The sequence below is a fragment of the Nereida sp. MMG025 genome, from assembly GCF_021654165.1.
Taxonomy (GTDB): Bacteria; Pseudomonadota; Alphaproteobacteria; order Rhodobacterales; family Rhodobacteraceae; genus Nereida.
The window spans coordinates 17,098-40,911 of the sequence record NZ_JAKFZN010000002.1 but is presented as its reverse complement, the minus strand read 5'-3'; the positions used below and the strand labels follow the sequence as shown (position 1 = coordinate 40,911).

Here is a 23,814-nt window from a genome sequence, read left to right as displayed (position 1 = left end):
CCGACAAAATGATAGCGGTAACATTGCCGTCTGATCCGTGATGAAAAGGGAAAAAAATGCGTCGCCTTCGTAATGTAAAAATTGTTGCAACTTTGGGGCCAGCCTCAAACGACTATGAGATGATCCGCAAGTTGCACGAAGCGGGTGCAGATGTCTTTCGTTTGAACATGAGCCACGGTGATCACGACGAAATCCGCGTGCGTCACGAAATCATCCGTCAGGTTGAAAAGGATCTCGATAGCCCGATCGGTATTCTGGCCGACCTTCAGGGTCCAAAACTGCGCGTTGGCACATTTGCAAATCCCGAAGGTGAAGAGCTTCTTGAGGGCGCAAAATTCCGCATGGATCTGGACGAGGCCGAAGGTGATGTGACCCGCGTGCGCCTGCCACATCCCGAAATTTTTGAAGCCCTCGAAGCTGGTGCACATCTTTTGGTGAACGACGGTAAAATCCGCTTGCGTGTTGAAGCCTGCGGCAAAGACTTTGCAGATTGCGTGGTTGTTGCTGGCGGCACGATTTCTAACCGCAAAGGCGTCAATGTTCCTGATGTTGTGCTGCCGCTTAAGGCGCTGTCCGAAAAAGACCGCGCGGATCTGGAATTCGTATGTCAGTTGGGCGTCGACTGGCTGGCGTTGTCGTTCGTCCAACGCCCCGAGGATGTCTACGAGGCGCGCGCTTTGGCCAACGGGCGTGCGGCAATTTTGTCCAAGATCGAAAAGCCTGCCGCGGTCAAAGCCTTTGACGATATTCTGGCCGTAAGCGACGGTATCATGGTTGCGCGTGGCGATTTGGGAGTAGAGCTGCCTGTCCAAAATGTGCCGCCGATCCAAAAGCAATTGGTGCGCAAATGCCGTGCAGCGGCCAAACCTGTGATTGTCGCGACACAAATGCTTGAATCAATGATCGACTCGCCCATGCCGACCCGCGCTGAAGTCAGCGATGTTGCGACTGCGATTTATGAAGGCACCGACGCCATTATGCTTTCGGCTGAATCGGCGGCAGGCAGTTATCCGATTGAAGCGGTTACCACCATGAATAACGTGGCCGTCGAAGTGGAAAGCGATCCGACCTATACCGATATCATCGAAAATACACGCTCGGCCAAACGCACCACAGTGGCAGATGGTATCGTTGCAGCCGCGCGCGAAATCGCGGAAACAACAGATGTCAAAGCGATCTGCTGCTTTACGCAGTCTGGCACCACGGCCCTATTGACCGCCCGCGAGCGTCCACGCGTCCCGATTATTGCGATGACCTCTCAGCGCGGCACAGCGCGGCGTCTGTCGCTGTCGTGGGGAACCAATTGCACCATGACGGGCGATGTCGAACGCTTCAAAATGGCGGTTGTTGCAGCGGCGCGTGCCGCGCGCACGATGGGCTTTGCCAGCGAGACCGATCAGATCGTTGTGACAGCCGGTGTTCCGTTTAACCAAGCGGGTACAACAAACATCCTGCGGGTTGCCCCCTGTGAAGAAAGGTTGATTTTTCGCACCGATCCTGAATGATGATCTCATTTAGATTGGAGATATTGCGGTGAGCCTGGATTATTATTTCATCTTTGGGTTGGTCTTGGCCATCTTGTGTGTTCCCGCAATCATCTCGGCTTATTCCGAAAACCGAACACCACGGTTTTCGGCGATTATGGTGGTTATCGCAGGGGGGCTTATGGCCTATGCGGCGTCCAACAAACCCGGCGGATATGAGCTTGGTGAAATTCCAGAGTTGTTTGTCACAGTTGTCGGGCAGATCATTCGCTAGAATCTTCTTGCACCAATGGCGCGGTCATCCTATAGGACGCGCTCTAACCGATGAACTGGGCTCAAGTGGCATGCCTAGATTCGTCTGAACCTCTACTTCTAGGAGACCGAAATGCCCAAGATGAAGACCAAGTCGAGCTGCAAAAAGCGGTTCAAGGTCACGGCCAAGGGCCGTGTCAAAGCGGGTCAAGCTGGCAAACGCCACGGCATGATCAAGCGCACCAACAAATTCCTCCGCAATGCACGCGGCACAACAACGCTCACCGCACCTGACGAGAAAATCGTCAAGTCGATGATGCCCTATTCGCGCTAAGGAGGTCCTGACCAATGGCACGTGTTAAAGGTGGGACCGTTACCCACGCCCGTCACAAGAAAGTCACTGATGCAGCGAAAGGCTATTATGGCCGCCGCAAGAATACCTTCAAGGTAGCGCGTCAAGCTGTCGACAAAGCAAACCAATACGCCACACGCGACCGTAAGAACCGCAAGCGCCAGTTCCGCGCACTGTGGATCCAGCGGATCAACGCAGCCGTGCGCATGAACGATGAGGCGCTGACATACAGCAAGTTCATCAACGGCTTGTCACTGGCTGGCATTGAAGTTGACCGTAAGGTTCTGGCCGATCTTGCCGTGAATGAGCCTGACGCGTTTACAGCCATCGTTGAAAAAGCGAAGGCGGCGTTGGCTTAAAAGTCAAATGCCCGGATAAGAATTGAAAGGCCGCCTTCTGAATAAGAAGCGCGGCTTTTTTCATGGCTGAACGGCGTGACTTTGGCGTAGCATCTGGTTGATATAGCTGTCGTGGCAGTATCTAATACAAGATGTAGATGAATAGAAAGGATTCGGGTTATGAATCTCACACGACTGGTTTATTATAGCCAACGAAACCCATCTGAAACATTGAACGTCCAAGACCTTATCGAGACATGCCAACGCAATAATGCGCGCCAAAACCTCACAGGTATTTTGCATTACAACGGTGACCACTTCTTGCAAGTTCTTGAAGGTGGTCGCGCGGAAGTCAGCGCGATTTATCACCGCATCGCGCGCGATACCCGCCACGTCAATATTATCTTGATGGAATGTACGGATGTTCGCGAGCGCATGTTCCCTGTGTGGTCGATGGGCCTACACGAAGGGTTGGAAGGGCGATCGCGAGAGATTTTCCTGCGCTATTTTGCGACGGATGAAGTGAACCCAGAAACAGTGAACGTCGATAGCTTGCTCGACGTTCTTCAGGATTTCGCGGCTGAATTGAGCTGAACAGAAACGCGCGGGCCAGCTTTTGCGTTGGCCCGGCGATACCGACTGCGGGTGCGTTGAATTTCAGTCTTCAATTTGGCTTCACGGTCTTTTGCTGTCATCATACGGCGACGCAAACGCGAAAATTCACGCTCATAGAAACTTGATTGATCTATATGATTTCGGGTCGCGTGTTGCCGGCCCAGGAAAAAGCCGACCATAGTTGCTGCCAGAATGGCGCCAAAGACAATCAGCATCAAAACTCCGTAGTTTTCAACGACACCCATTACTGCTCTCCTGTGGGGGATTGTGTTTCCAGCGTCCGTACGATCAGAAATTCTACTCGGCGGTCTCGCGCGTGTTCTTCAATGTTGGTGGTGGTGGCGCTTGTTTTGGCAAGTTTCGCGCCCATGCCCGTGAAAACCACGTCCGTCGTATTGACGCCCAATGCTTCCAGACCTTTGCGAACGCTGTTGACGCGTTGCCACGAAAGTTGATCGTTCACGTCTTGCGGACCAGTGCTATCAGAGTGACCGCGCAATTCTATGCGCGTGAACGGGCAGTCCTTTGCTTGCTCAATCAGGGCTTGGCCTTTTTCCAGTTTCTCGGGCTCTGGAATGCCAACAACACCGACATCAAAGAAAACCGTCGCTGCGGCTGCTTGCTTTAACAGGTCGCTTTCGCATTTGTCATTGGACGTATTTTCAGGCGCGACACCTTGTGCCTGCGTTGTCAAATCCAATGGGGTCGCTGCGGCACGGGTAACATCCGTTGCGATTCTGTTTTCCGCAGTCGGCTGCTGGATCGATTGAAGCTGCGCAACTGTTGCCACGCTTGCCTCAAATGTCGCACGATCCAGGCCTTGCGCTTCGACCACAGCCCGCGGCTGCATGTACAGCGCGCCGCCAAGCGCAACGCCCCCCAGAAGGCAAACTGTCAGGCCTATCAAACCAGCGGTTTTGGCCCTGCCTTTGGGGCGCAGCGTAGCGGTGTGGTTGGACGCGCTGGCGAAATCAATCCCACTCCGCCGCATTCTAACTATTTGCTTTTGTTGCTTTTTAGAAAACTTCATAGCTAAAAGTCCTATTGAAAAAATGTCGCTGTCGCATTGCGACCTTGTTCAACGATCTTCACCTGAATGCGCATGAGCGTGGCTGTTTCCAGCAACATGGCTTGATTTTCAATGATCGAAAAATCGGTATTGGAGTCATCGATTGTGAGTTGCAAACCCAGTTCTTTAACCGTGTGCGTGAGGACTGATTTCAAACGATGTGAATACAATATCTTCAACCTAATTCCCCCAACTGGATCTCTGGCAAACCTACCATATGTGGACAAGCATGCCATATATTGTCGTCGGGTCAACCGTAGCCGCAACATAATCCTGTTTTGCGGAAGCCTTGCACTCAACGACCCCTGTGGTAGTCCGACTGGGCAAAACTTTGGGTGCTTTTATGACCGATCTACGTGAAAAATATCTGGGTCTTATTGCCAATGCGGGTGATGAGGCGGCTCTTGAGGATTTACGGGTTCAAGCCGTGGGCAAGAAGGGCGAGATCAGTTTGCAAATGCGTGAATTGGGTAAGATGACCCCCGAGGAACGCCAAGCGGCTGGCCCCAAGCTGAATGCCCTGAAAAACGAGATCAACAGCGCCTTGGCCGCCAAGAAAGAGGCGCTGGCAGATGCTGCGTTGGATGAACGCCTGCGTACCGAATGGCTGGACGTTACACTGCCGTCGCGCCAGCGCCCCGCGGGCACCATCCACCCGATCAGTCAGGTTACCGATGAGGTGACAGCGATTTTTGCGGACATGGGGTTTTCAGTAGCCGAAGGCCCGCAGATCGAAAGTGACTGGTATAATTTCGACGCGTTGAACATTCCTGGCCACCACCCTGCACGCGCTGAAATGGACACGTTTTACACACACCGCGCGAAAGGCGACGACCGCCCGCCGCATGTTCTGCGCACGCACACCAGCCCTGTGCAAATCCGTTCGATGGAAGCCAATGGCGCGCCCATCCGCGTGATCTGTCCCGGTCGTGTGTACCGCGCGGACTATGACCAGACCCACACCCCGATGTTCCACCAAGTCGAAGGGCTGGCGCTGGACAAAGACATCTCGATGGCCAATCTGAAATGGGTTCTCGAAGAATTCGTCAAAGCGTTCTTTGAAGTCGATGATGTTGAACTGCGTTTCCGCGCCTCGCACTTCCCGTTCACCGAACCATCGGCAGAAGTCGACATCCGCTGTTCATGGGAAGGCGGCACGCTCAAAGTGGGCGAGGGCGACGACTGGCTGGAAATTCTGGGCAGCGGCATGGTCCACCCCAAGGTCATCGCGGCGGGCGGCATCGACCCTGACGTCTACCAAGGCTTCGCATTCGGCGTCGGTATCGACCGGATCGCCATGCTGAAATACGGCATCCCCGATCTGCGCGCGTTCTTCGATTCAGACCTGCGCTGGTTGCGCCACTACGGGTTTGCATCGCTGGAACAACCGAACTTGGCGGGGGGGCTGTCGCGCTGATGCGCGGGCGGACCCTCATAGTCGGCGTGCTCGTCACGCTTATCGTGATTGCCCACGTGTTTTTGTGGCGCTCGGACATCGCGTTTAATGCCAAGCTGGCCTTCACCATCATTAACGCAACGGGATGGACCATCATCCTTGCGCCCATCTTTCTCGTGGACAAGTGGCTCGACACCATCACCGCGAAAAATCAGGAAACTGACCAATGAAATTCACACTATCCTGGCTCAAATCACACCTCGAAACCGACGCCTCTGTTGATGAAATCGCGGATGCGCTGACGGATCTTGGGCTTGAGGTCGAAGGGATCGAAAACCCTATCGAAAAGCTGCGCCCGTTCACCATCGGCTATGTGAACTCGGCTGAAAAACATCCCGATGCGGACAAACTGCGGGTCTGTCAGGTGCAAACCGATGAGGGCGAAGTGCAGATCATTTGCGGCGCGCCCAACGCACGCGAAGGGATCACCGTCGTGGTCGCCAAGCCGGGTGTTTATGTGCCAGGAATCGACACAACGATTGGCGTTGGCAAAATCCGCGGGATTGAGTCCTTCGGTATGATGGCGTCCGAGCGCGAGATGGAACTGTCGGACGAACATGATGGCATCATCGAGTTGCCAAGCGGCGAAGTGGGTCAGAGCTTTGCCGATTATCTGGCCGAACATGATCCAGCCAAAGTAGACCCCGTCATTGAAATCGCAATTACGCCGAACCGCCCCGATGCGCTTGGCGTGCGCGGTGTGGCGCGGGATCTGGCGGCACGTGGTCTTGGCACGTTGAAGGCCCGTGATATGGATGCGGTGCCTGCCAGCTTTACGTCTGATCTGACGGTGAGCATTGACGCGGATACGCGTGATGGCTGCCCTGTATTTTGTGGCCGCCTGATTAAAGGCGTGAAGAACGGTCCGTCGCCGCAGTGGCTCCAAGATCAGCTTAAGGCGATTGGCCTGCGCCCCATCAGTTTCCTCGTCGATGTAACCAACTGGTTTACCTATGACCTGAACCGCCCCTTGCACGTTTTTGATGCGGATAAAGTGCAGGGTAACCTACGTGTGCATCGCGCAAAAGGTGGCGAAGAAATCCTTGCGCTGGACGACAAAACCTACACGCTTCAGACGGGCCAGATGGTTATTTCCGATGACAAAGGCCCAGAAAGCATCGCCGGCATTATGGGTGGCTTGGACACAGGCTGCACCGAAGAGACCGTGAACGTCTTTGTCGAAAGCGCCTATTGGAACCCTGTGCAGATCGCTTATGCGGGTCGTGCGCTCAAGATCAATTCCGATGCGCGCTACCGGTTCGAGCGCGGCGTTGATCCTGCGTTTACGCCTAAAGGGTTGGAACATGCCGTGCGCATGATCGTCGATCATGCAGGTGGTGAGGCGTCACAGGTCATCCAAGCGGGCGAAGTGCCTGATACGTCCCGCGCCTATAAACTGGATACGGACCGCGTTGTCTCGCTTGTTGGGATGGAAATCCCCGCTGATGTGCAACGTAAGACGCTGACCGATTTGGGCTTCACGCTAAAAGGCGATATGGCGCATGTGCCGTCATGGCGCCCCGATGTCATGGGCGAGGCTGATCTGGTCGAAGAGGTCGCACGGATCGCATCGCTGACCAAGCTACAAGGTAAACCGCTGCCACGGGTCGCTGGTGTGCCCAAGCCCGTGCTGACCCCGATGCAAAAGCGTATGTCCGCCGCGCGTCGCACCACCGCGGCCCTTGGGTATAACGAGGCGGTGACCTACAGCTTTATTGATCAGAAATCGGCTGCGATGTTCGGTGGCGGCACCAATGCGACGATGCTGGCCAACCCGATCAGCAGCGACATGAGCCATATGCGCCCTGCTTTGCTGCCCGGACTTTTGCAGGCCGCTGCACGCAACCAAGCGCGCGGATTTGCGGATGTACGTCTCTTCGAGGCTGGCCCTGCGTGGCACGGCGGCGAACCAGGCGAACAGCACGATCAGATTTGTGGTTTGTTGGTCGGTCGTACAGGGCCCAAGGATGTGCACGGCGAGATGCGTCCCGTCGATGTATATGACGTGAAAGCCGATGCTGAGGCTGTGCTGGCCGCGATGGGCGCACCTGCAAAGGTGCAAATCCTGCGTGGGGCGTCTGAATGGTGGCACCCGGGGCGTCACGGCATGATTTGTCTTGGCCCCAAGAAAGTTCTGGGCGTCTTTGGTGAGCTGCACCCCAAGGTTCTGACCGCCATGGATATCAAAGGGCCTGCGATGGCCTTTACGCTTTTCCCGCAAGAGATCCCGATGCCGCGCAAATCGTCCGCAACGCGCGCTGCTTTGAAAGCCACTGATTTGCAAGCGGTCGAACGCGACTTTGCCTTTGTCGTGGATGCCGAGGTCGAGGCACTGACGTTGGTGAACGCGGCGGCAGGCGCAGACAAAGCGCTGATCTCGGACGTGCGCGTTTTCGACGAATTCATTGGCGGCAGCCTTGGCGAGGGTAAGAAGAGCCTTGCCATCGCAGTCCGTCTGCAACCCGTCGATGCGACATTGACCGAAAAGGATATCGAAGCCGTTGCGGCCAAAGTGGTTGAGAAAGTGAGCAAAGCGACAGGTGGCACACTACGCGGCTAAACCTGAGTAATTGTTTTCAGCCCCGCCCCTTTTGCGAGGGGTGGGGCCTTTTGTTTCCACATGCAAAGCAATCGCCCCCGGTTTTCGAAATGTGGCAGGAATCAGGCGACACTGTGACAGCACTTTGTTAACCTTAAATGTGAGCAGCGCTGCCAAGCTGCATGGGACATTAAAGGGGACAAGTGATGCCTGTTACATTGACTGGAACGATCGGTGACGATCTGTTGGACGCGGATTTCGCGGAGACGACACAAACAGTAGTTCTGGAAGGCCTTGATGGCGATGACCTTCTGATCGGAAGCAGTGACCGTGATGTGCTGAAAGGTGGTACCGGCGATGATACGTTGCGCGGTGAAGACGGCAATGATGTGCTGCGCGGCAATCAGGGCAACGACACGATCCTTCTGGGTAAGGGCAATGATGTGGTTTTCGCGGCCGGCGGTGATGACATCATCTTTGGCCAAAAAGGCAACAACACGATTAACGCGGGCGGCGGGAACGACTGGATCAGCACAGGCGACCAGACCAGCACCGTTGATGGCGGAAGCGGCGACGACACCATTGTGATCCGAACCAAAAAAGGCGCAGACCACATTATTACGGGCGGCGCAGGAGCAGATGACTTCGAGTTCATCCAGCTTGCAAAATCCAAGCAATCCGACGTGACGATCACCGATTTTGACACGTCCGAAGATGCCATGTGGTTCGATGATCTTGCGGGTAAGTTTGAATTGGCCACCTATTTCTTGGACGATGGCCTGTTCGTTGGCGAAGAAACCATTGTCGAAGAGGTCATCGAGATTGATGGTAGCGTAACAATCGAGCTGACCACAGGCGATAGCGTTACACTGCTTGGCGTGTCCGAGGCCGAGTTGCGTGACTATGCGTTTGACGGTGAAGAACCGCCTTTCATTCCTGAGATTCTTGGTTAATTTTGAAAGCCCGATTTTCGGGTATTTTTTGAGGAGGCGAAGATGCCAAATATTGAAACAGGATCTCTTGGAGACGACATTCTTGGCGGCGATCTGAACATTGCGGGCGGTTACACGCTGAATGGTCTGGACGGCGATGACATCCTTTTGGGGAGCAATTCTGACGATCTCATGCTTGGCGGGGATGACGATGATATCCTTGTTGGTCAGGGCGGCGACGACAATCTGAACGGTCAGAATGGCGATGATTTCTTGCGTGGCGGCAACGGTGATGACACGCTGTCAGGTGGCCAAGGCAATGACCGCATCAACGGCGGCAAAGGCGATGATCTGATCTTTGGTGGCACGGGCGATGACATTATTTTTGGCGTCAAAGGCAACAACACCATCGACGGTGGTGCTGGCAACGACTGGATCAGCACAGGTGATCAGGCCAGCTTTGTCGACGGCGGTGTCGGCGACGATACAATCGTTATCCGCACCAAAAAAGGCGCTGACCATGAAGTGCGCGGTGGCTTGGGCGCCGATACATTCGAGTTTGTTCAGCTGGATAAAGCGAAACAGTCCGACGTTCTGATTCAAGACTTCAATCTGGGTGAGGATACATTCACGCTGGATGGCGAAGACGGCATGCAGGCCTTGTTTGACTATTTCAATGGCGGCTTGATCCCGATCCCTGTGTTCCCCGGTGATGACTTCCCGTTCCCTCCAGGCTTTGACGGTCCATTCCCGCCAGATTTTGAAGGCCCATCAGGCCTGATCGAGAACATCTTTGAAAACGACGGATTCACGACACTGGAGCTGGCAACAGGTGACACCATCACGCTTGCAAACGTTGGCTTTGGTGAACTGTTGGATTTCTTCTTTGAAGGTGGACCAGTCTTCGAAGCAGTTTAAAGCCACTTTTGTTTTCAGGGGCCGTTCGCATGACGAGCGGCCCTTTTTTGTGCAGTGACCCGCGCTACCTCTATTGGCCCGGGACGAGGAGACCAACATGACACTCAACATCTATCTTTCAGGCGAAATTCACACCGATTGGCGTGATCAAATACTTGAAGCCTGTAAAGACCTAAATGTTTCGTTCAGCGCACCTGTTACGGATCACGCGGCAAGCGATGATTGCGGTGTGGCGATCATGGGACCCGAGGATCAAAAGTTCTGGCACGATAACAAAGGTGCCAAGTTAAACGCGATCCGTACGCGTCACGGTATTGAGAACGCAGATATTGTGGTGGTTCGCTTTGGTGAAAAATACAAACAGTGGAACGCGGCCTTTGATGCGGGCATGGCTGCAGCGTTGGGTAAATCGCTTATTGTGATGCACCAAGACGAACATCAGCACGCCTTGAAAGAGGTGGATGCCGCGGCGCTTGCAGTGGTGCAGACGCCGCAGCAGGTCGCTGAAATTCTGCGCTATGTGCAAGACGGTGTCTTGCCCTCCTAAGCCCTAGACAGGCGTGCGCGGTGGGACGGTCAGCCCTTTCTTGACGGCAGGCCGTGCCATGAACCGATCAAGATAAGCGGCGACATTGGGGTAGCTGTCCCAATCGACCGCGTCCTTGGCACCATAGAAGTTCAGGGCGTTAAGCCACGGACCGATTGCCATATCCGCGATCGAATAGTCACCGGCGATCCAGTCGCGCTCGCTCAGTTCACCGTTCAGCACGTTCAAAAGGCGCTTGGCTTCGTCCACGTATCTTTGCTGCGGGCGCTTGTCTTCCCATTCCGAGCCCGCAAATTTGATGAAGAACCCCATCTGGCCAAACATCGGACCAAGGCCACCCATCTGGAACATCAGCCACTGGATAACCGTGGCTTTCTCGGCCGCGGTCTTACCGATGAATTTGCCTGACTTCTCGGCCAGATAAATCAGGATTGCACCGCTTTCAAACAGGCTTACTTCGCCATCGGGTCCATTGGGATCAATGATCGCGGGGATCTTGTTGTTGGGGTTCAACGCCAGAAATTCGGGGCTTTTGACGTCTGCGTCTGACAGGGTGACTGTGTGTGCCTCGTATGGGATCCCCATTTCTTCGAGGGCGATGGAGACCTTCACACCGTTTGGTGTGGGGAACGAATAAAGCTGCAAAACGCTTGGGTCTTTCGACGGCCACTTTTGCGAAATGGGGTGCTGTGTCATGAAATGTCCTCTGAATGTGTCTGCTCAACACATATGGGGCGTTGCTTTGTAAAAATAGCTATAGATTTGTTCTTTATCAGCGTTAACAGTGTGCGCATACGCGCCAAAGAGCGCTTAGGTTTAAAGAGGGAACGCGAAATGATTCAAGAATTCAAAGACTTCATTGCCAAGGGCAATGTTATGGACATGGCCGTGGGTATCATCATTGGTGCCGCATTCACGGCGATTGTGGGTAGCCTTGTGGCCGATCTGATCAATCCGATTATCAGCCTGTTCATGGGCGGTATCGATTTTAGTAGCCTCTATGTGCTGCTTGGCGAAGGCGAGTTTGCCTCCATGGCAGCTGCAGAAGAAGCAGGGGCCGCGGTCTTTGCTTACGGTCGTTTCATCATGGCGATCATCAACTTCCTGATTATTGCCTTTGTGGTGTTCTTGCTGGTCAAAGCGGTGAACCGCGCCAAAGAGGCCGGTGAAAAAGAGGAAGAAGAGGCCGCTCCGGAAGAGCCAGCTGGTCCAACTCAGGAAGAGCTGTTGGCTGACATTCTGGCTGCATTGAAAAAGTAAGCCTATCCAAATCATCCAAAGAAAAGGCCCGCCAGTTTGGTGGGCCTTTTTGCTGGCCGCCTTGTCGAAAATGCGCGACTGTTCGGGCCTGAGTTCTGGTGCAAGAAGGCAATGACAGACATGGACCTAGACGATATCGATAGGCGTATTCTTAAGGCGTTACAGTCCAAAGGGCGGATGTCGAACGCCGAGCTGTCTGATGCGGTGCATCTTTCGCCATCATCGTGTCACCGCCGGGTGCAGCGGTTGGAAGAGGATGGCTTTATCAGCAATTACGTCGCCATGGTTGATCCACGCAAGATTGATTTGCCGACGACCGTGTTTGTCGAGATCACGCTGTCGGGCCAAGCTGATGATGTGTTGGAAAACTTTGAAAAAGCTGTGCGCCGTATCCCGAATGTTTTGGAATGCCATCTGATGGCGGGCACGGCGGATTACCTTTTGAAGGTTGTCGCCAGCGATACAGATGACTTTGCGGCCATCCACCGAAGGTATCTGGCGCGCTTGCCCGGGGTGCAGACGATGCAGTCCAGTTTCGCATTGCGCACTGTTTTCAAGACAACGGCTTTGCCCGTCTGACCCAAAAGAAAACCCCCGCCTGACGGATCAAACGGGGGCCTAATTTCTGACAGTCGTCGGAATGATTTACATCATACCTTCGCGCTGTGCTTTTTTGCGCGCCAGTTTACGGGCACGGCGGATCGCTTCAGCTTTCTCGCGTGCTTTTTTCTCGGACGGCTTCTCGAAATGCTGCTTTAGCTTCATTTCACGGAAGACACCTTCACGCTGTAGCTTTTTCTTCAGGGCACGAAGCGCCTGATCGACGTTGTTGTCGCGAACACTAACCTGCATGTGGTTTTCACCACCTTTCTAGTTTGAAGTTGCAAGGATTTGCAGGAAGTGGCCGTATAGCAATCATCGCGCTACATGTCTAGTATTCGCCCATATAGGAGAGCCACGATGACCACGCCTGCGCAAGACCCCGTAAAAACACAGCTTTTGGACGCTGCTTTGATGCATGTGGCCTTTGATGGCTGGTCGGAAGAAACGTTCAAAGCGGCGATTGCTGATTCTGGGGTTGAGCCGCATGTGGCACGCACGGCCTGTCCGCGTGGGGCGGTTGATCTGGCCATCGCGTTTCACAAAGCAGGCGATGCTGCGATGGTTGAGGCAATCAAGGCGGCTGATTTAAGCGACATGAAATTCCGCGACAAAGTGGCTTTTGCGGTGCGCGCGCGGATTGAAGCGATTGCTGATAAAGAGGCCGTGCGCCGTGGCACTACGCTCTTTGCATTGCCCCATTTGGCCGCCGATGGGGCCAAGCTGATTTGGGGCACATGTGATGCTATTTGGACCACGCTGGGCGACACATCCGAGGATGTGAATTGGTACACGAAACGCGCCACCCTGTCGGGCGTTTATTCCAGCACGGTTCTGTATTGGCTGGGCGATGATAGCTTGGATAACCAAGCCACATGGGAGTTCATCGATCGCCGCATCGAGAACGTGATGCAGATCGAAAAGGTCAAAGCCAAGGTCAACGGTAACCCCGTGCTGTCCAAATTGATGGCAGGGCCAAACATGATCCTGAGCAAGATCAAAGCTCCAAGTGCGATGCGCGCCCCTGATGATTTGCCGGGTCGCTGGACGCGCGGCTAAGCCCTTGCGATTACGGTGAAAATAACCGCCAGCTGCACAACCACGACAATCAGGTTTGTCATAACAACCGGGCTGGCCAACCCGACCAAACCTATGGTCAAAACCTTGTAGGTGATTTGCACCGCAAAGAGGCTGAGCGCGGCAGGTATGATCCAACTGGCGCCCTGAAACAGCGCAACAAGCAACCCTGCGCTGCATGCTGCAATAGCGATGTAGATACTGACCAAAATGCGGCGTGCATCCGTGTCGGGGCCAAACGCTGCGTCGGCGTTGCCCGTGAAGAACGAGGTGATGACAGGAAGCAAAATCACCAAGTTCAGTATCAAAGCAGCTGCGATCATCATCTGTCCTTTTGGAGGCTGGGCATTTAGTCTGTTGGCGAAAGACCTAGCGCCGAGAAGGACCCGAGCAATGAAAGCCGTAGAAATCACCGAACATGGTACACCAGAGGTCTTAAAACTATGTGAACGGCCAAAGCCCGAGGCGGCGCACGGTGAAGTGGTGATCAAACTGGCTTTTGCGGGGGTCAACAGGCCCGATGCTTTGCAGCGCGCGGGGCTTTATCATCCGCCGAAATTTGCCAGTGATTTGCCTGGCCTGGAAGGTGCGGGCGAGGTGGTGCAGGTGGGCGAAGGGGTGACATGGCCGCGTGTGGGTGATCAGGTCTGCGCCCTATTGCCCGGCGGCGGCTATGCACAATATGTAGCGACCCCTGCGGTGCATTGCCTTCCGATCCCTCAAGATATGCCGCTGGATCAGGCGGCTTGCTTGCCTGAAAACTATTTCACCGTCTATTCAAATATCGTGACGCGGGGGGGGCTGACGGCGGGGGAGCGGTTCTTGGTGCATGGCGGATCAAGCGGGATTGGCACAACAGCTATTCAGATGGCCAATGTGTTGGGCGCGCGGGTGTTCACGACGGCTGGCACGGACGAAAAATGTGAGGTTTGCCAAGGGCTTGGGGCGGAGCGGGCCATCAATTACCGCAGTGAAGATTTTGTCAGCGTGATGAAGGACGTGGGCCGCGCGAACCTGATCCTTGATATGGTCGGCGGAGATTATATTTCCCGTAATATCAAAGCGTTAGCCGATGACGGGCGGTTGGTGCAGATCGCTTTTCTGCAAGGCCCGATCCAAGAGATCAACTTTGCCCATGTCATGATGCGCCGATTGACCATTACAGGCAGCACGTTGCGGCCCCAAAGTGACGAGGCCAAGGCGCAGATCGCACAGAAATTACGTAATGAAATCTGGCCCTTACTGGACGCAGGGCGGATGCGGGTTGTGATGGACAGCACCTTTGATCTGGCTGATGCAGCCAAGGCCCATGCGCGGATGGAGAGCAGTGCGCATATCGGCAAAATCGTCCTGCGAATCGGCTAAAACCGCATGTATGGCCTAGCGTCTGCTGGGGGTATGGCAATGCGTCAGACGTTCGGCCATTTGCGATTTACGCAACACCCCTGGCAAACCTTTGGGCAAAGCGAAACATCACCACCCGCGCAACACCACCGCACGGTGGTGGGATGCGGGGGATTTGGAAGGGACGCAGCGAATGGGGGCGAGGCGCAAAGTGGCGGATGTTGCAGCGCAACACAGCTGATCACCTAAACCGAGAATGCGCCCAAAAATCGCCCCAAAAACATGTGTATATGTGAAAAAATGAATGTCCTTGGTGCGCCATGTCGATTGAATACAGCGATGAATTAAAACTTTCACATAGAATGATAAAAATAGCGGGGGCCGCGTTCTTTGCATTTGTCGGGATTGTCTTAACGCACGTTGCGGGTGTGTTTGGCCATGAAGCCCGCGAACTTGTCTCGTCCATATTCGCAGGAGATTTGACACGCTTTGTCGATTTCGCAGTTTATCTCGTGTTCTTCTTTTGCGTTGTTGTCCTTCCGATTATTGTGGCGATTGCCAGCTTATATACTGCGCTGCTATCCCCAAACCATGTTACCAAAATCGATGCCGATCGCAGAATGGTCACCTGTGACTTTGATCTGCCATGGGGGAAACCTTACCGCAGATCCTATGATTTTGACGAGCTGTGCATCAAGTTGATTTACGATAGTGAGTATCCAGGGAGCAGCATAAAGCTGAGCCTGCCTGATCGGTGGGTGGCTCTGACCTTAATTTTGGAACCTAGTATGAGGGTGGCCGAGCAGAAATTTAGACGACTGGTCGAGATAGGCTTGCCACACAAGTAAAGTGAAAATGCAAGCCACTGTGAATGGCCGCAGAGCGGATTTCCGTTGGTCCAGACACACCCGTTTTGTCGGGTTACGGCATCACATCACAAAGCCAAACCCTAAAGACCGCGCAGCAGAAGCGGGATGATTTGGAGGGCCAGTGGCGCTGTCAGGAAGCGGGCTATCGGATCGGATCCATCAACGCATCATCAAGGCTACAATCGCGGATCACATCGCGGCCGCATGTGACGGGGGTCAGGTCATCGCGGCTCAGGCAGATGCGGGCCTCCTGGATGCGGTTGCGTTTGCAGGTGATGGTGATCTGGTCACGGGTCAGGGTGGGGTTGGCTTTGAGGAACGCCTCCTCGATCACCTGCGCGGGGACCGCGACCGTGCGGGGCAGTTTGCGAAAGACTTGCGGGCGCGTGATGCTTTCATAGGCATTGCGCGCCAGATCGAAGTAGTCGGCGGCGGGCACACCTGCGCAGGTGCCATGTTTTTTCCATTGGTGCCATGCGCTGCCAGAGGTGCCCATGATATCGGCCATCGCGCGCGTCTGGCTGCGGGTGGCGGGGCGCAGGGATGTGCGGCAATAGGCGGGCCAGCCTTCCCAATATTGCGGCCACAGACCGTGCAGCACCCATCCGAAATCGGCATCATCGTCGCATTGGGGGGATTTGCGCGCGTCGCCTTCCAAAGCGCACCATGTGGGTGACCATGACAGGGCCAGAACATAGTAGTCAAACGCGCCTGCGCGTTCGCCATCGGCGTGGGCCATTTGAGCAGAGAGTATGAGGGCGAAAAGCCAGCGCATTTTTTGATCTTCCCAATTCTGATGACCTTCCTTATATAGCTTCCAAGTTCCCCGACAATGTGAACCCGTCCGATCAAGGGCTGACCGTTTTAAGGTCGCGGGAGAGATATGTTTTGATGAAGGAGGCACGCGATGTCCGGTAAACCGATTATGGCCAAAGCCACCGCCGTTTGGCTGTGCGACAACACGACGATGACGTTCAAGCAAATCGCGGATTTCTGCGGGCTGCATGAATTGGAAGTGCAGGGCATTGCGGATGGTGATGTGGCCACGGGTGTCAAAGGGTTTGATCCTGTTGCCAACAACCAGCTGACCCAAGAGGAAATTGATGCGGCTGAAAAGAACCCCGCGCATGTGTTGAAGCTGAAGTTCTATCAGGCGGCACAGGGCGAGGAAAAACGCCGTGGTCCGCGCTATACGCCGTTGTCCAAGCGTCAGGACCGTCCTGCGTCGATCTACTGGTTGGTGAAGTTTCACCCAGAGTTGTCAGACGGGCAGATCGGCAAGTTGATCGGCACGACCAAGCCGACCATTCAGGCGATCCGTGAGCGCACGCATTGGAATATCAACAACATCCAGCCGATTGATCCTGTGGCTTTGGGCCTGTGCAAACAGTCCGAGCTGGATGCGGCCGTGCAAAAGGCCAACGCCAAGAAAGCCAAAGACGGCAGTGTGATGTCGGATGATGAGCGCCGCAAACTGGTGAGCACCGAGCAGAGCCTTGGTGGGGAAGAGCCCAAGATCCCTGCTGCGATTGCGGGGCTTGAGCAGTTCACCCTTGGCGATGCGCCCGAGCCTGAGAAAGAAGAGCCTGTGCCAGATGCGGATACGTTCTTTAATCTGCCTGACAGCAGTGACGAGGATGATGACGACAAATAACTTGGTTGTCTTATGATCGGATGGCCCCTGCTGCGATTGCTTTGCGGGGGCCTTTTTAGTGCATCACCTGCCAGGCGCCGTTTTCGTCTTTCCAGTAGAACAAGCGTACGGTGGCCATCTGTTGGGTGTCATCATTGATGAAGGTGATGGGCGACGGGTGTAATGTGGCGAGACGACCGTTGCCCGTGATAACCAGTTCGGACTGGCTTGGGTCAAAAGGCTGACGCACAAACCCTCGTGCGGCGTCAATGTAGATTGCAAAATGTGTATCGGCCACTTGCTCTGCGGTGAGCCCGATTGAGCCACCTTGGTAGGCCAGATGCGGCCCGAGTGTGTCCAGAACGGCCTCGCGGCCGCGTTCAATAGCGCCATAAGCGTTTTGAAATTGGGTCAAAACGGCAGACGCTGTCTCTGAGTCGGGTTGAAGTGTCTGACCATTGAACCAGAGCGCATCAGGGCGGTCTGACCGTGCTGTAAGCGTAAAGGTTATTTGCCCGTCGGTAAATTCGGGGGCGGTGCTGCCTGTCAGGAAAGCCATGTCGCCGGGTGCATACGAAAATGGCAATTCCGCGGGGCCAGGCACCGAGATGTCTGCGGCCGTCAGGCGGTCTGCGAACAGCGGCGGAAATGTGTTCTTTTCCACGTGCTCAAAGCGCGCACGGAAGGAAGAGGAGTCTTCTCCTGCGCCCTCACTGGGACTGTAGGTGATGGTGACCGTGTTTTCACCGTTATGTATGTGCGGGTTGATGGGCAAAGGGAATGCAGCGCCACCTATATTAACGATCGGATTGTTCACCCCGAAAATGGATTTACCATTCACCTCGACATCTATTGTCGTGTTTTGCAGTTGGAGTTCGATTTGGAATTGTGTCTGAGCAACATTTGCGTTCTCGGCCATGGCGGCACCTCCCGCGAAAATAGTGATGAATGAAAGGAGTAGAATGAAGCGACTAAGAACGTTTTTCATATAGGATAGATCCACCAACGAGTAATACTGGTTCATTTGAGCCCGAACCTCCAGACATGTCCACATGATCACCGATTTCCAGCGTCCCTTGCACGCGGTAAGTAAACCTAATGCCCTTCCACTCCACCTTTGTGTGGAGCTTTTCTTCGCCACCTGAAAGGGTTTTGATAGACGCATCGATAGATGTGCTGCCAGTTCCCGAAGCGGACATCGATCCTGTGACAAAATAATAGCGCAATTCACCCTGGATCGCGCCTTCAATGGATAGGCCAACGCTGCCTACAGCTTCGCCCGTTCCCTGCCATTCTGTAGCTGCGACAGCGCGTGTCAGTGTCACGCCACCGCCAATTTCTGCCTTTCCAACGAGGTTCAGGCCGATTGAAACATTCCCTGCGGCCTGAGATGTAGAAGATCCAAACCCTTTTGCGAGACGATCGCGTAGTTCGAGGGCTGCCGTGCTTAGCCCGGCTGGCGCCATGCGAATGATCAACTCCAAAAGATCAATGGTTATTTCGACGCCAAAAAGCGGGTCGAACGCCATTTCCACAGATGCTTCGACACCGACCTTTGCAGGATCAGTAGGGTGTTCTTTCAGTTCAAATTTGCTGTTTGCCAAGTCGACAGCGTGGCTGATTTCGATGCTTGTCTGATTGGCGCTTGGAGGTCCGTCATTGGCTTTTGTGCGGACCACAAGATTTTTGATCGCCTCGACAAAGCCTCCGCTGGATTCCTCCGCTTCACCTGCTGAGTCGTCCTGACCGCTGCTCTCAAGATCCTCTTTGGACGGGGCTGCATCAACGCCACCTTTGATCTCAAAAGCGGAGCTTCCATATTTGCCTTCGAGTGTTCCACCAAACAGATATTTGGCGCGAAATCCGTTCGCGCCCAGTTTGCCGCTGAAACGATACCCAAAATTCTTGGCTTCCCAGGACAGTTTGGGAAAAGCGATGATTTCTGCATCGAACATGGTCGTAAACACGCAGTTGCGGTATTCTAGGCGGTGGGATTGTCCAACATCATCTAGGTTTGAGTAGAGCGCCATTTTTGTGGCGCGCGCGAATTTCAGAAGGTCACTGCCGTCGGTGCCGCCGCGACTTTCGTAAGTGATGTCGTGGCTAAAGGCGTCCGAGCTGAAGGTCTGGCTGCGTCCTTGACGCTTAAGTAGGATGTCCGGGCGTTGGCTGGGCATACCACAAGGGCAGGGCGGCGTGATCCGTGTGGTATCGACAGTGAGCGTATCCATAGGACTGGAAGATTTATCACAGATAAGCGTTAGCTTCGCTTCCTGTTCGCCTTCCACGGGCAGGGTCAGGCGGCCCGTTCCATGAGAGCACCCCAAAGTTACTGTGTTGATGCAACATGGTCCACCTGGGTTACATTCGATGAGCGCGGAGCCGTTTTCTGGGTCGACCATGCTTTGTTGTCGTTGGCTTTGATAGACGGCTTCGTCTGCCTGCTGCATGTAGCTTTCGGCGCCGGATCTGAGCGCTTCAACAGGCTCTCCAGCATCGGCAGCGCTGATAGCGCGCCTGTGGCCATCCATCGCTTGATAAAGCGGAGTTTCCATTAGTCCGTGGTCGACCATGCCTTGCATTGACTGGGACATATCCCGCATCAAATTCGTCTTGTCTGCTTCCCAAACTGCGATATTCATAATTCAAGTTTTCTAATGCCAAAAATACAAGACCACCATGCATCTTACACTATGCTGATGCAATACATGGCAGGTGGCGCGTAAGGCTGCACCTTAGTGTGTCTTTTTATGCCCTCTCGCCGACAGTTTTCGGGGGTTTTTCTTTGCGTTCAGAACGACTTGCGCGCGTTCAGGGCGGCGGTGATTGTGCCGTCGTCGAGATAGTCCAGCTCTCCGCCGATGGGCACCCCTTGGGCAAGGGATGTGACGGTGATCTGGGGCAGCTGATCGGCGATGTAATGCGCCGTGGTTTGCCCGTCGATGGTCGCACCTAGGGCGAGGATCACCTCGGTGACGTCTTCGGATGCGATACGTTGGATCAGCTTGGGGATGCGCAATTCATCGGGGCCGATGGCATCAAGGGCCGATAGCGTGCCGCCAAGCACATGGTAGCGCCCTTTGAACACGCGAGCGCGTTCCATCGCCCACAGATCGGCCACGTCCTCAACCACGCAAATCTGACCGTTGCGCCGTTTTTCGCTTTCGCAGATGGCGCAGACGTCGGTGGTGCCGATGTTGCCGCAGTTCAGACACTCGCGGGCCGTCGCGGCCACTTGCTGTAGGGCATCTGCAAGGGGCATCAGCAGCAGCGACTTTTTCTTGATCATATGCAGCACAGCACGCCGCGCGGACCGTGGCCCAAGCCCTGGCAGCTTGGCCATCATGTCGATCAGCGTTTCGAGGTCGGATTGTTGGTTGGCCATGGTGTTGCAGCGCCTAGGTTTTCGGGGGTGTGGGACTCCACGGGTTTTGTTCCAAAACCCATTCTGTCCCACCGTCAGACATGAAGCTCCCTTAAAACGGGAGCTTCATATCTGCTGGAAGCCCCATGCCTTCGGTCAGCTTTTGCATCTCGCTTTGGGATTTTTCGGATGCTTTGATCTGGGCGTCTTTGATGGCAGCAAGGATCAGGTCTTCGACCACTTCTTTGTCATCGCCGTTGAAGATGCTTGGGTCGATGTCGAGCGCTGTGAGTTCGCCTTTGGCGGTGGCGGTTGCTTTAACCAGCCCTGCACCGCTTTCGCCTGTGACCGTCATGGCGGCGAGGTCTTCTTGCAGTTGTGTGACCTTTGCCTGCATTTCCTGAGCGCTTTTCATCATCTTGGCCATATCGCCAAGTCCACCGAGACCTTTGAGCATGAATTATTCCTTTGGGGGTTGGGGCGGCGCATCTGCACCGCGTGAAACATAAAACACCAGTGCCAATGTAAGGGCACAAGCGAAGGCAATGAAGAGGGCGGGCGATCCGACGCAGCCTTCGCGTAGGGCGGCGGCACTGATGCTGGTTGCATCGGTCGGCACGTTGAAGGCCAGAAGGCAGGTGTAGGCAGTCCACCCCACCGCAACAGCGACGGTCAGCCATTTGCGTGCCAGCCGAAACGCAAGCGCCGTGGCGCAGAGCAGCAGCATGGTCAGGGGTGTTGTCAGCAGATAGAGAAATTCGCCCCATGCGGTGACGGGCGTGCCGTTCCAATCGGGGCGTTCCTTGTCGCAGACCTCGGCCCAAACGGGTGTCGGGATGGCAAGGGCGGCAATGATCAGTCCTCTTCGAAGGGATCCCATTCGTCCTCCACTTCGGCAAGGGCTTCGACGGCCACTTCGTTTGTCAGCTCTTGTTTCGTTTTGACTTCGGTAATTTTTGCATCCGGGAACAATTCGAAAACGGCTGCGACCATTGGATGGGCGCGGGCTTCTGCTTTGAGCGCATTTTCTTCGGCGTGCCGCTTTTCGTCGATGGTGGCGTCCCCGCCGTCGGCTTCGACGCTGATGGCCCAACGGTTGCCTGTCCATGCCTGCAGGCGGCTTCCGAGTTTTTGGGCAAGGTCCGCAGGGGCCGACGGGGTGGGCGCAAAGGTGATGCGCCCCGGTTGATAGTTGATCAGGCGCACGCCTGTTTCCACATCGACCAGCAGCTTGACGTCGCGGTGCGCGCGGATCAGGGCGACAACGCTATCAAAGGTCGGGTAATGGGCCAGCCCCTGATCGGTGGCCAGCGCAGTGACGGTGCCAGAGGGGGTGGCCGCAGAGGCAACGGGACCACCGCCGCCAGTTGATGGCGGGGTCGTGGGGGCAGGCGCGGGCGGCGGTGTGGTGTCTTTGAGCTTGCGCACCAGATCGTCAGGCGCGGGCAGATCGGCCACATGGGTCAGGCGGATCACGGCCATTTCAGCGGCCATCATGGCGTTGGGTGCGTTGCTGACTTCTTCGATAGCTTTCAGCAGCATTTGCCACATACGGGTCAACACGCGCATGGGGATCGCGGCGGCCATGGATTGGCCGCGGGCGCGTTCATCGGGGCTGATGGTTGGATCGTCGGCGGCATCGGGCGTGATTTTCACCACGCTGGTCCAATGTGTGATTTCGGCCAGATCGCGCAGCACCGCCATCGGATCGGCGCCGTCGGCGTATTGCGCAGACAGTTCTGTCAGCGCGCCTGCCGCATCACCTTTGAGGATCATGTCATACAGGTCCAGCACGCGGCCACGGTCGGCCAGCCCAAGCATAGCCCGGACCTGATCGGCGCTGGTCTCTCCTGCGCCGTGGCTGATCGCCTGATCCAGAAGCGAGGTGGCATCACGGGCCGATCCTTCGGCGGCGCGCGTGATGAGGGCCAACGCATCATCGCTGATTTCTGCACCTTCTGCGGTGGCGATTTTGCGAAGCAGGGCAATCTGGTCTTCGGGTTCGATGCGGCGCAGATCAAAGCGTTGGCAGCGCGACAGCACAGTAACAGGCACCTTGCGAATCTCGGTCGTCGCAAAGATGAATTTGACGTGCGCGGGCGGTTCTTCCAGCGTTTTAAGAAGCGCGTTGAAGGCAGAGGTGGACAGCATGTGCACCTCGTCGATGATATAGATTTTGTAGCGTGCAGAGGCGGCGCGGTAGGCCACGCTTTCGATAATCTCGCGGATGTCACCAACCCCGGTGCGGCTGGCGGCGTCCATTTCCATCACGTCGACATGACGCCCTTCCATGATGGCGGTGCAATGTTCGCAGGTGCCGCAGGGTTCGGTTGTGGGCTGGCCATCGCCGTCGGGGCCAATGCAGTTCATGCCTTTGGCAATGATGCGGGCGGTGGTGGTTTTGCCCGTCCCTCGGATGCCCGTCATCATGAAGGCCTGTGCGATGCGATCCGCTTCAAACGCATTTTTCAGGGTGCGCACCATCGCCTCTTGGCCGACGAGATCGGCAAAGGTTTCGGGGCGGTATTTGCGGGCAAGCACCTGATAGGCGGGTTGATCGGTCATTGCGGCCTCTTGCGTGAACGGATGCAGACTAGGGCGCGGGGCGGGCAAGGTCCACAGGGGAATGACGGTTGTGCGGGACGCTGGCGCGATCTTCTGTGCGCGGCGAAGATGCGTGGGTGAGAGGTTGGACATCGACCCAAGTGGGGCTCGTTGTGGCTGCTACCTTCCGGTCCTGACCAGGTTGGCGAGGCACTTGCCCGCGCCAACCTCTCGCCGCTTGATATAGGGGCGGCGCGTCAGATTCGCAAGAATCCTATTTCTGCAAGCCACCGGGGCAGAAAAACTGCGTGAAAGCGCCATAGCATGTGGCGCGGTGGCCAAAGCCCTGAACATCGACAGATGTATAGACAAGGCGATCATCGACACGTGTTTCAATGCCGCTTTTGAGGATTTGGGCACAGGTGGATTGATTGCTTTTGCAGGTCAGAAGCACAAGGGCCAGAGCGGGGTCCCGGGCTGCATCGACATCGCCGCTTGCGATTGCCTGTGCGATGGTTTCGCTGATCTTGGCGTCGACATCGGCTTCGCTTGGTTTTGTCAGATAGCCAAGACCGCCTGCGATGACGGCAAGAAGAATAAAAGTGCGGATAAGTTTCATGT

At 55.3% G+C, this 23,814-nt stretch carries 31 protein-coding genes and 1 other RNA gene; 17 read left to right on the top strand and 15 right to left on the bottom strand.

All coding sequences use genetic code 11. From position 1 onward, the window contains the following. The first annotated feature begins 56 nt into the window (after positions 1-56). The 5 genes from pyk (at position 57) to L1065_RS06180 (ending at position 3,020) form a co-directional block, all read left to right on the top strand. Positions 57-1,505: a pyruvate kinase gene (gene pyk / locus L1065_RS06200; RefSeq protein WP_237094604.1), complete on the top strand. Its 1,449-nt coding sequence runs from the start codon at positions 57-59 to the stop codon at positions 1,503-1,505. Between the two features lie 28 nt (positions 1,506-1,533). Then, complete coding sequence (locus L1065_RS06195; RefSeq protein WP_237094603.1) at positions 1,534-1,758, top strand: hypothetical protein; 225 nt, start codon at positions 1,534-1,536, stop codon at positions 1,756-1,758. 111 nt (positions 1,759-1,869) lie between these two features. After that, positions 1,870-2,070 carry a 50S ribosomal protein L35 gene (gene rpmI, locus L1065_RS06190; protein ID WP_237094602.1) on the top strand — a complete coding sequence of 67 codons (201 nt, stop codon included), beginning with the start codon at positions 1,870-1,872 and terminating at the stop codon, positions 2,068-2,070. A gap of 14 nt (positions 2,071-2,084) precedes the next feature. Next, positions 2,085-2,447 (top strand): 50S ribosomal protein L20, encoded by a 363-nt coding sequence (gene rplT / locus L1065_RS06185; protein WP_237094601.1) that lies wholly within the window; start codon positions 2,085-2,087, stop codon positions 2,445-2,447. A gap of 159 nt (positions 2,448-2,606) precedes the next feature. Continuing rightward, the gene (locus tag L1065_RS06180) at positions 2,607-3,020 is read left to right on the top strand and encodes a BLUF domain-containing protein (protein ID WP_237094600.1); all 414 of its coding nucleotides are present in this window, start codon (positions 2,607-2,609) and stop codon (positions 3,018-3,020) included. Here the strand turns inward: L1065_RS06180 and L1065_RS06175 are convergent. The 3 genes from L1065_RS06175 to L1065_RS06165 are packed head-to-tail and all read right to left on the bottom strand — an operon-like array spanning position 2,993 to position 4,265. Further along, the gene (locus tag L1065_RS06175; RefSeq protein WP_237094599.1) at positions 2,993-3,286 is read right to left on the bottom strand and encodes a hypothetical protein; all 294 of its coding nucleotides are present in this window, start codon (positions 3,284-3,286) and stop codon (positions 2,993-2,995) included. The genes L1065_RS06180 and L1065_RS06175 overlap by 28 nt on opposite strands. After that, on the bottom strand, positions 3,286-4,032 hold the full coding sequence (locus L1065_RS06170) for an OmpA family protein (RefSeq protein ID WP_237094598.1): 747 nt from the start codon (positions 4,030-4,032) through the stop codon (positions 3,286-3,288). The genes L1065_RS06175 and L1065_RS06170 overlap by 1 nt, the downstream gene beginning before the upstream one ends. A gap of 50 nt (positions 4,033-4,082) precedes the next feature. Beyond that, positions 4,083-4,265, bottom strand: a complete 183-nt coding sequence (locus L1065_RS06165) for a hypothetical protein (protein ID WP_237094597.1) — start codon at positions 4,263-4,265, stop codon at positions 4,083-4,085. Positions 4,266-4,453: 188 nt separating this feature from the next. Between L1065_RS06165 and pheS the strand changes: the two genes are divergently transcribed. The 6 genes from pheS to L1065_RS06135 all read left to right on the top strand — a co-directional run bounded on the left by pheS (position 4,454) and on the right by L1065_RS06135 (position 10,502). Then, the gene (gene pheS / locus L1065_RS06160; RefSeq protein WP_237094596.1) at positions 4,454-5,527 is read left to right on the top strand and encodes a phenylalanine--tRNA ligase subunit alpha; all 1,074 of its coding nucleotides are present in this window, start codon (positions 4,454-4,456) and stop codon (positions 5,525-5,527) included. Further along, positions 5,527-5,736: a phenylalanyl-tRNA synthetase subunit beta gene (locus L1065_RS06155; protein ID WP_237094595.1), complete on the top strand. Its 210-nt coding sequence runs from the start codon at positions 5,527-5,529 to the stop codon at positions 5,734-5,736. Before pheS ends, L1065_RS06155 begins: the two co-directional genes overlap by 1 nt. Beyond that, positions 5,733-8,126 carry a phenylalanine--tRNA ligase subunit beta gene (pheT, locus tag L1065_RS06150; protein WP_237094594.1) on the top strand — a complete coding sequence of 798 codons (2,394 nt, stop codon included), beginning with the start codon at positions 5,733-5,735 and terminating at the stop codon, positions 8,124-8,126. The genes L1065_RS06155 and pheT overlap by 4 nt, the downstream gene beginning before the upstream one ends. A gap of 185 nt (positions 8,127-8,311) precedes the next feature. Beyond that, positions 8,312-9,058 carry a calcium-binding protein gene (locus L1065_RS06145; RefSeq protein ID WP_237094593.1) on the top strand — a complete coding sequence of 249 codons (747 nt, stop codon included), beginning with the start codon at positions 8,312-8,314 and terminating at the stop codon, positions 9,056-9,058. 42 nt (positions 9,059-9,100) lie between these two features. After that, on the top strand, positions 9,101-9,955 hold the full coding sequence (locus L1065_RS06140) for a calcium-binding protein (protein ID WP_237094592.1): 855 nt from the start codon (positions 9,101-9,103) through the stop codon (positions 9,953-9,955). A gap of 97 nt (positions 9,956-10,052) precedes the next feature. Further along, a complete protein-coding gene (locus tag L1065_RS06135) occupies positions 10,053-10,502 on the top strand; it encodes a YtoQ family protein (protein ID WP_237094591.1) in 450 nt (149 codons plus the stop codon). Between the two features lie 3 nt (positions 10,503-10,505). On the opposite strand, the gene L1065_RS06130 is transcribed toward L1065_RS06135, so the two are convergent. Continuing rightward, positions 10,506-11,198 carry a glutathione S-transferase family protein gene (locus L1065_RS06130; protein WP_237094590.1) on the bottom strand — a complete coding sequence of 231 codons (693 nt, stop codon included), beginning with the start codon at positions 11,196-11,198 and terminating at the stop codon, positions 10,506-10,508. Between the two features lie 138 nt (positions 11,199-11,336). On the opposite strand from L1065_RS06130, the gene mscL reads away from it, so the two are divergent. Both mscL and L1065_RS06120 read left to right on the top strand, forming a co-directional pair. Beyond that, complete coding sequence (gene mscL, locus L1065_RS06125; RefSeq protein WP_237095170.1) at positions 11,337-11,762, top strand: large conductance mechanosensitive channel protein MscL; 426 nt, start codon at positions 11,337-11,339, stop codon at positions 11,760-11,762. A gap of 120 nt (positions 11,763-11,882) precedes the next feature. Continuing rightward, complete coding sequence (locus L1065_RS06120) at positions 11,883-12,341, top strand: Lrp/AsnC family transcriptional regulator (RefSeq protein ID WP_237095169.1); 459 nt, start codon at positions 11,883-11,885, stop codon at positions 12,339-12,341. A gap of 66 nt (positions 12,342-12,407) precedes the next feature. On the opposite strand, the gene rpsU is transcribed toward L1065_RS06120, so the two are convergent. Beyond that, positions 12,408-12,614, bottom strand: a complete 207-nt coding sequence (gene rpsU / locus L1065_RS06115) for a 30S ribosomal protein S21 (RefSeq protein ID WP_007118112.1) — start codon at positions 12,612-12,614, stop codon at positions 12,408-12,410. Positions 12,615-12,722: 108 nt separating this feature from the next. Here rpsU and L1065_RS06110 point away from each other — a divergent pair, with 108 nt between their 5' ends. Further along, positions 12,723-13,421 (top strand): COQ9 family protein, encoded by a 699-nt coding sequence (locus tag L1065_RS06110; protein ID WP_237094589.1) that lies wholly within the window; start codon positions 12,723-12,725, stop codon positions 13,419-13,421. Here the strand turns inward: L1065_RS06110 and L1065_RS06105 are convergent. Continuing rightward, positions 13,418-13,762 carry a hypothetical protein gene (locus L1065_RS06105; protein ID WP_237094588.1) on the bottom strand — a complete coding sequence of 115 codons (345 nt, stop codon included), beginning with the start codon at positions 13,760-13,762 and terminating at the stop codon, positions 13,418-13,420. The genes L1065_RS06110 and L1065_RS06105 overlap by 4 nt on opposite strands. Before the next feature lie 70 nt (positions 13,763-13,832). Here L1065_RS06105 and L1065_RS06100 point away from each other — a divergent pair, with 70 nt between their 5' ends. Both L1065_RS06100 and L1065_RS06095 read left to right on the top strand, forming a co-directional pair. Further along, positions 13,833-14,804 (top strand): NAD(P)H-quinone oxidoreductase, encoded by a 972-nt coding sequence (locus L1065_RS06100; protein ID WP_237094587.1) that lies wholly within the window; start codon positions 13,833-13,835, stop codon positions 14,802-14,804. Positions 14,805-15,103: 299 nt separating this feature from the next. Continuing rightward, on the top strand, positions 15,104-15,631 hold the full coding sequence (locus L1065_RS06095; RefSeq protein ID WP_237094586.1) for a hypothetical protein: 528 nt from the start codon (positions 15,104-15,106) through the stop codon (positions 15,629-15,631). 163 nt (positions 15,632-15,794) lie between these two features. Here the strand turns inward: L1065_RS06095 and L1065_RS06090 are convergent, their stop codons facing one another. After that, entirely contained in the window at positions 15,795-16,427 is a 633-nt protein-coding gene (locus L1065_RS06090; protein WP_237094585.1) for a ribonuclease T2, read from the bottom strand. 132 nt (positions 16,428-16,559) lie between these two features. Between L1065_RS06090 and L1065_RS06085 the strand changes: the two genes are divergently transcribed. Beyond that, positions 16,560-17,306 (top strand): DUF1013 domain-containing protein, encoded by a 747-nt coding sequence (locus L1065_RS06085; protein ID WP_237094584.1) that lies wholly within the window; start codon positions 16,560-16,562, stop codon positions 17,304-17,306. A 55-nt stretch (positions 17,307-17,361) separates the two neighbouring features. On the opposite strand, the gene L1065_RS06080 is transcribed toward L1065_RS06085, so the two are convergent. From L1065_RS06080 to L1065_RS06045, 8 genes are all read right to left on the bottom strand, one after another. Further along, the gene (locus tag L1065_RS06080; protein WP_237094583.1) at positions 17,362-18,204 is read right to left on the bottom strand and encodes a hypothetical protein; all 843 of its coding nucleotides are present in this window, start codon (positions 18,202-18,204) and stop codon (positions 17,362-17,364) included. A 52-nt stretch (positions 18,205-18,256) separates the two neighbouring features. Beyond that, positions 18,257-19,927: a hypothetical protein gene (locus tag L1065_RS06075; RefSeq protein WP_237094582.1), complete on the bottom strand. Its 1,671-nt coding sequence runs from the start codon at positions 19,925-19,927 to the stop codon at positions 18,257-18,259. Between the two features lie 149 nt (positions 19,928-20,076). Continuing rightward, positions 20,077-20,670: a recombination mediator RecR gene (gene recR, locus L1065_RS06070; RefSeq protein ID WP_237094581.1), complete on the bottom strand. Its 594-nt coding sequence runs from the start codon at positions 20,668-20,670 to the stop codon at positions 20,077-20,079. A gap of 91 nt (positions 20,671-20,761) precedes the next feature. Further along, positions 20,762-21,106 carry a YbaB/EbfC family nucleoid-associated protein gene (locus tag L1065_RS06065; protein ID WP_237094580.1) on the bottom strand — a complete coding sequence of 115 codons (345 nt, stop codon included), beginning with the start codon at positions 21,104-21,106 and terminating at the stop codon, positions 20,762-20,764. A 3-nt stretch (positions 21,107-21,109) separates the two neighbouring features. Then, positions 21,110-21,529, bottom strand: a complete 420-nt coding sequence (locus L1065_RS06060) for a hypothetical protein (protein ID WP_237094579.1) — start codon at positions 21,527-21,529, stop codon at positions 21,110-21,112. Continuing rightward, on the bottom strand, positions 21,505-23,262 hold the full coding sequence (locus tag L1065_RS06055; protein WP_370641147.1) for a DNA polymerase III subunit gamma/tau: 1,758 nt from the start codon (positions 23,260-23,262) through the stop codon (positions 21,505-21,507). Before L1065_RS06055 ends, L1065_RS06060 begins: the two co-directional genes overlap by 25 nt. Positions 23,263-23,328: 66 nt before the next feature. Then, positions 23,329-23,427, bottom strand: an RNA gene (gene ffs / locus L1065_RS06050) — signal recognition particle sRNA small type. A 40-nt stretch (positions 23,428-23,467) separates the two neighbouring features. Continuing rightward, on the bottom strand, positions 23,468-23,812 hold the full coding sequence (locus L1065_RS06045) for a hypothetical protein (protein WP_237094577.1): 345 nt from the start codon (positions 23,810-23,812) through the stop codon (positions 23,468-23,470). Positions 23,813-23,814: the final 2 nt, after the last annotated feature.

Bases quoted from the DNA above. Each gene is read 5' to 3' on its own strand.
- L1065_RS06170 (WP_237094598.1), bottom strand. From the start codon at position 4,032: ATGCGGCGGAGTGGGATTGATTTCGCCAGCGCGTCCAACCACACCGCT.
- L1065_RS06135 (WP_237094591.1), top strand. From the start codon at position 10,053: ATGACACTCAACATCTATCTTTCAGGCGAAATTCACACCGATTGGCGT.
- L1065_RS06140 (WP_237094592.1), top strand. From the start codon at position 9,101: ATGCCAAATATTGAAACAGGATCTCTTGGAGACGACATTCTTGGCGGC.
- L1065_RS06180 (WP_237094600.1), top strand. From the start codon at position 2,607: ATGAATCTCACACGACTGGTTTATTATAGCCAACGAAACCCATCTGAA.
- recR (WP_237094581.1), bottom strand. From the start codon at position 20,670: ATGGCCAACCAACAATCCGACCTCGAAACGCTGATCGACATGATGGCC.
- L1065_RS06120 (WP_237095169.1), top strand. From the start codon at position 11,883: ATGGACCTAGACGATATCGATAGGCGTATTCTTAAGGCGTTACAGTCC.
- pheS (WP_237094596.1), top strand. From the start codon at position 4,454: ATGACCGATCTACGTGAAAAATATCTGGGTCTTATTGCCAATGCGGGT.
- rpmI (WP_237094602.1), top strand. From the start codon at position 1,870: ATGCCCAAGATGAAGACCAAGTCGAGCTGCAAAAAGCGGTTCAAGGTC.
- L1065_RS06095 (WP_237094586.1), top strand. From the start codon at position 15,104: ATGTCGATTGAATACAGCGATGAATTAAAACTTTCACATAGAATGATA.
- L1065_RS06085 (WP_237094584.1), top strand. From the start codon at position 16,560: ATGTCCGGTAAACCGATTATGGCCAAAGCCACCGCCGTTTGGCTGTGC.
- L1065_RS06090 (WP_237094585.1), bottom strand. From the start codon at position 16,427: ATGCGCTGGCTTTTCGCCCTCATACTCTCTGCTCAAATGGCCCACGCC.
- mscL (WP_237095170.1), top strand. From the start codon at position 11,337: ATGATTCAAGAATTCAAAGACTTCATTGCCAAGGGCAATGTTATGGAC.
- L1065_RS06130 (WP_237094590.1), bottom strand. From the start codon at position 11,198: ATGACACAGCACCCCATTTCGCAAAAGTGGCCGTCGAAAGACCCAAGC.
- L1065_RS06100 (WP_237094587.1), top strand. From the start codon at position 13,833: ATGAAAGCCGTAGAAATCACCGAACATGGTACACCAGAGGTCTTAAAA.
- L1065_RS06080 (WP_237094583.1), bottom strand. From the start codon at position 18,204: ATGGCCGAGAACGCAAATGTTGCTCAGACACAATTCCAAATCGAACTC.
- L1065_RS06060 (WP_237094579.1), bottom strand. From the start codon at position 21,529: ATGGGATCCCTTCGAAGAGGACTGATCATTGCCGCCCTTGCCATCCCG.
- L1065_RS06110 (WP_237094589.1), top strand. From the start codon at position 12,723: ATGACCACGCCTGCGCAAGACCCCGTAAAAACACAGCTTTTGGACGCT.
- L1065_RS06065 (WP_237094580.1), bottom strand. From the start codon at position 21,106: ATGCTCAAAGGTCTCGGTGGACTTGGCGATATGGCCAAGATGATGAAA.
- L1065_RS06155 (WP_237094595.1), top strand. From the start codon at position 5,527: ATGCGCGGGCGGACCCTCATAGTCGGCGTGCTCGTCACGCTTATCGTG.
- L1065_RS06145 (WP_237094593.1), top strand. From the start codon at position 8,312: ATGCCTGTTACATTGACTGGAACGATCGGTGACGATCTGTTGGACGCG.
- rplT (WP_237094601.1), top strand. From the start codon at position 2,085: ATGGCACGTGTTAAAGGTGGGACCGTTACCCACGCCCGTCACAAGAAA.
- rpsU (WP_007118112.1), bottom strand. From the start codon at position 12,614: ATGCAGGTTAGTGTTCGCGACAACAACGTCGATCAGGCGCTTCGTGCC.
- pyk (WP_237094604.1), top strand. From the start codon at position 57: ATGCGTCGCCTTCGTAATGTAAAAATTGTTGCAACTTTGGGGCCAGCC.
- L1065_RS06105 (WP_237094588.1), bottom strand. From the start codon at position 13,762: ATGATCGCAGCTGCTTTGATACTGAACTTGGTGATTTTGCTTCCTGTC.
- L1065_RS06175 (WP_237094599.1), bottom strand. From the start codon at position 3,286: ATGGGTGTCGTTGAAAACTACGGAGTTTTGATGCTGATTGTCTTTGGC.
- L1065_RS06075 (WP_237094582.1), bottom strand. From the start codon at position 19,927: ATGAATATCGCAGTTTGGGAAGCAGACAAGACGAATTTGATGCGGGAT.
- pheT (WP_237094594.1), top strand. From the start codon at position 5,733: ATGAAATTCACACTATCCTGGCTCAAATCACACCTCGAAACCGACGCC.
- L1065_RS06045 (WP_237094577.1), bottom strand. From the start codon at position 23,812: ATGAAACTTATCCGCACTTTTATTCTTCTTGCCGTCATCGCAGGCGGT.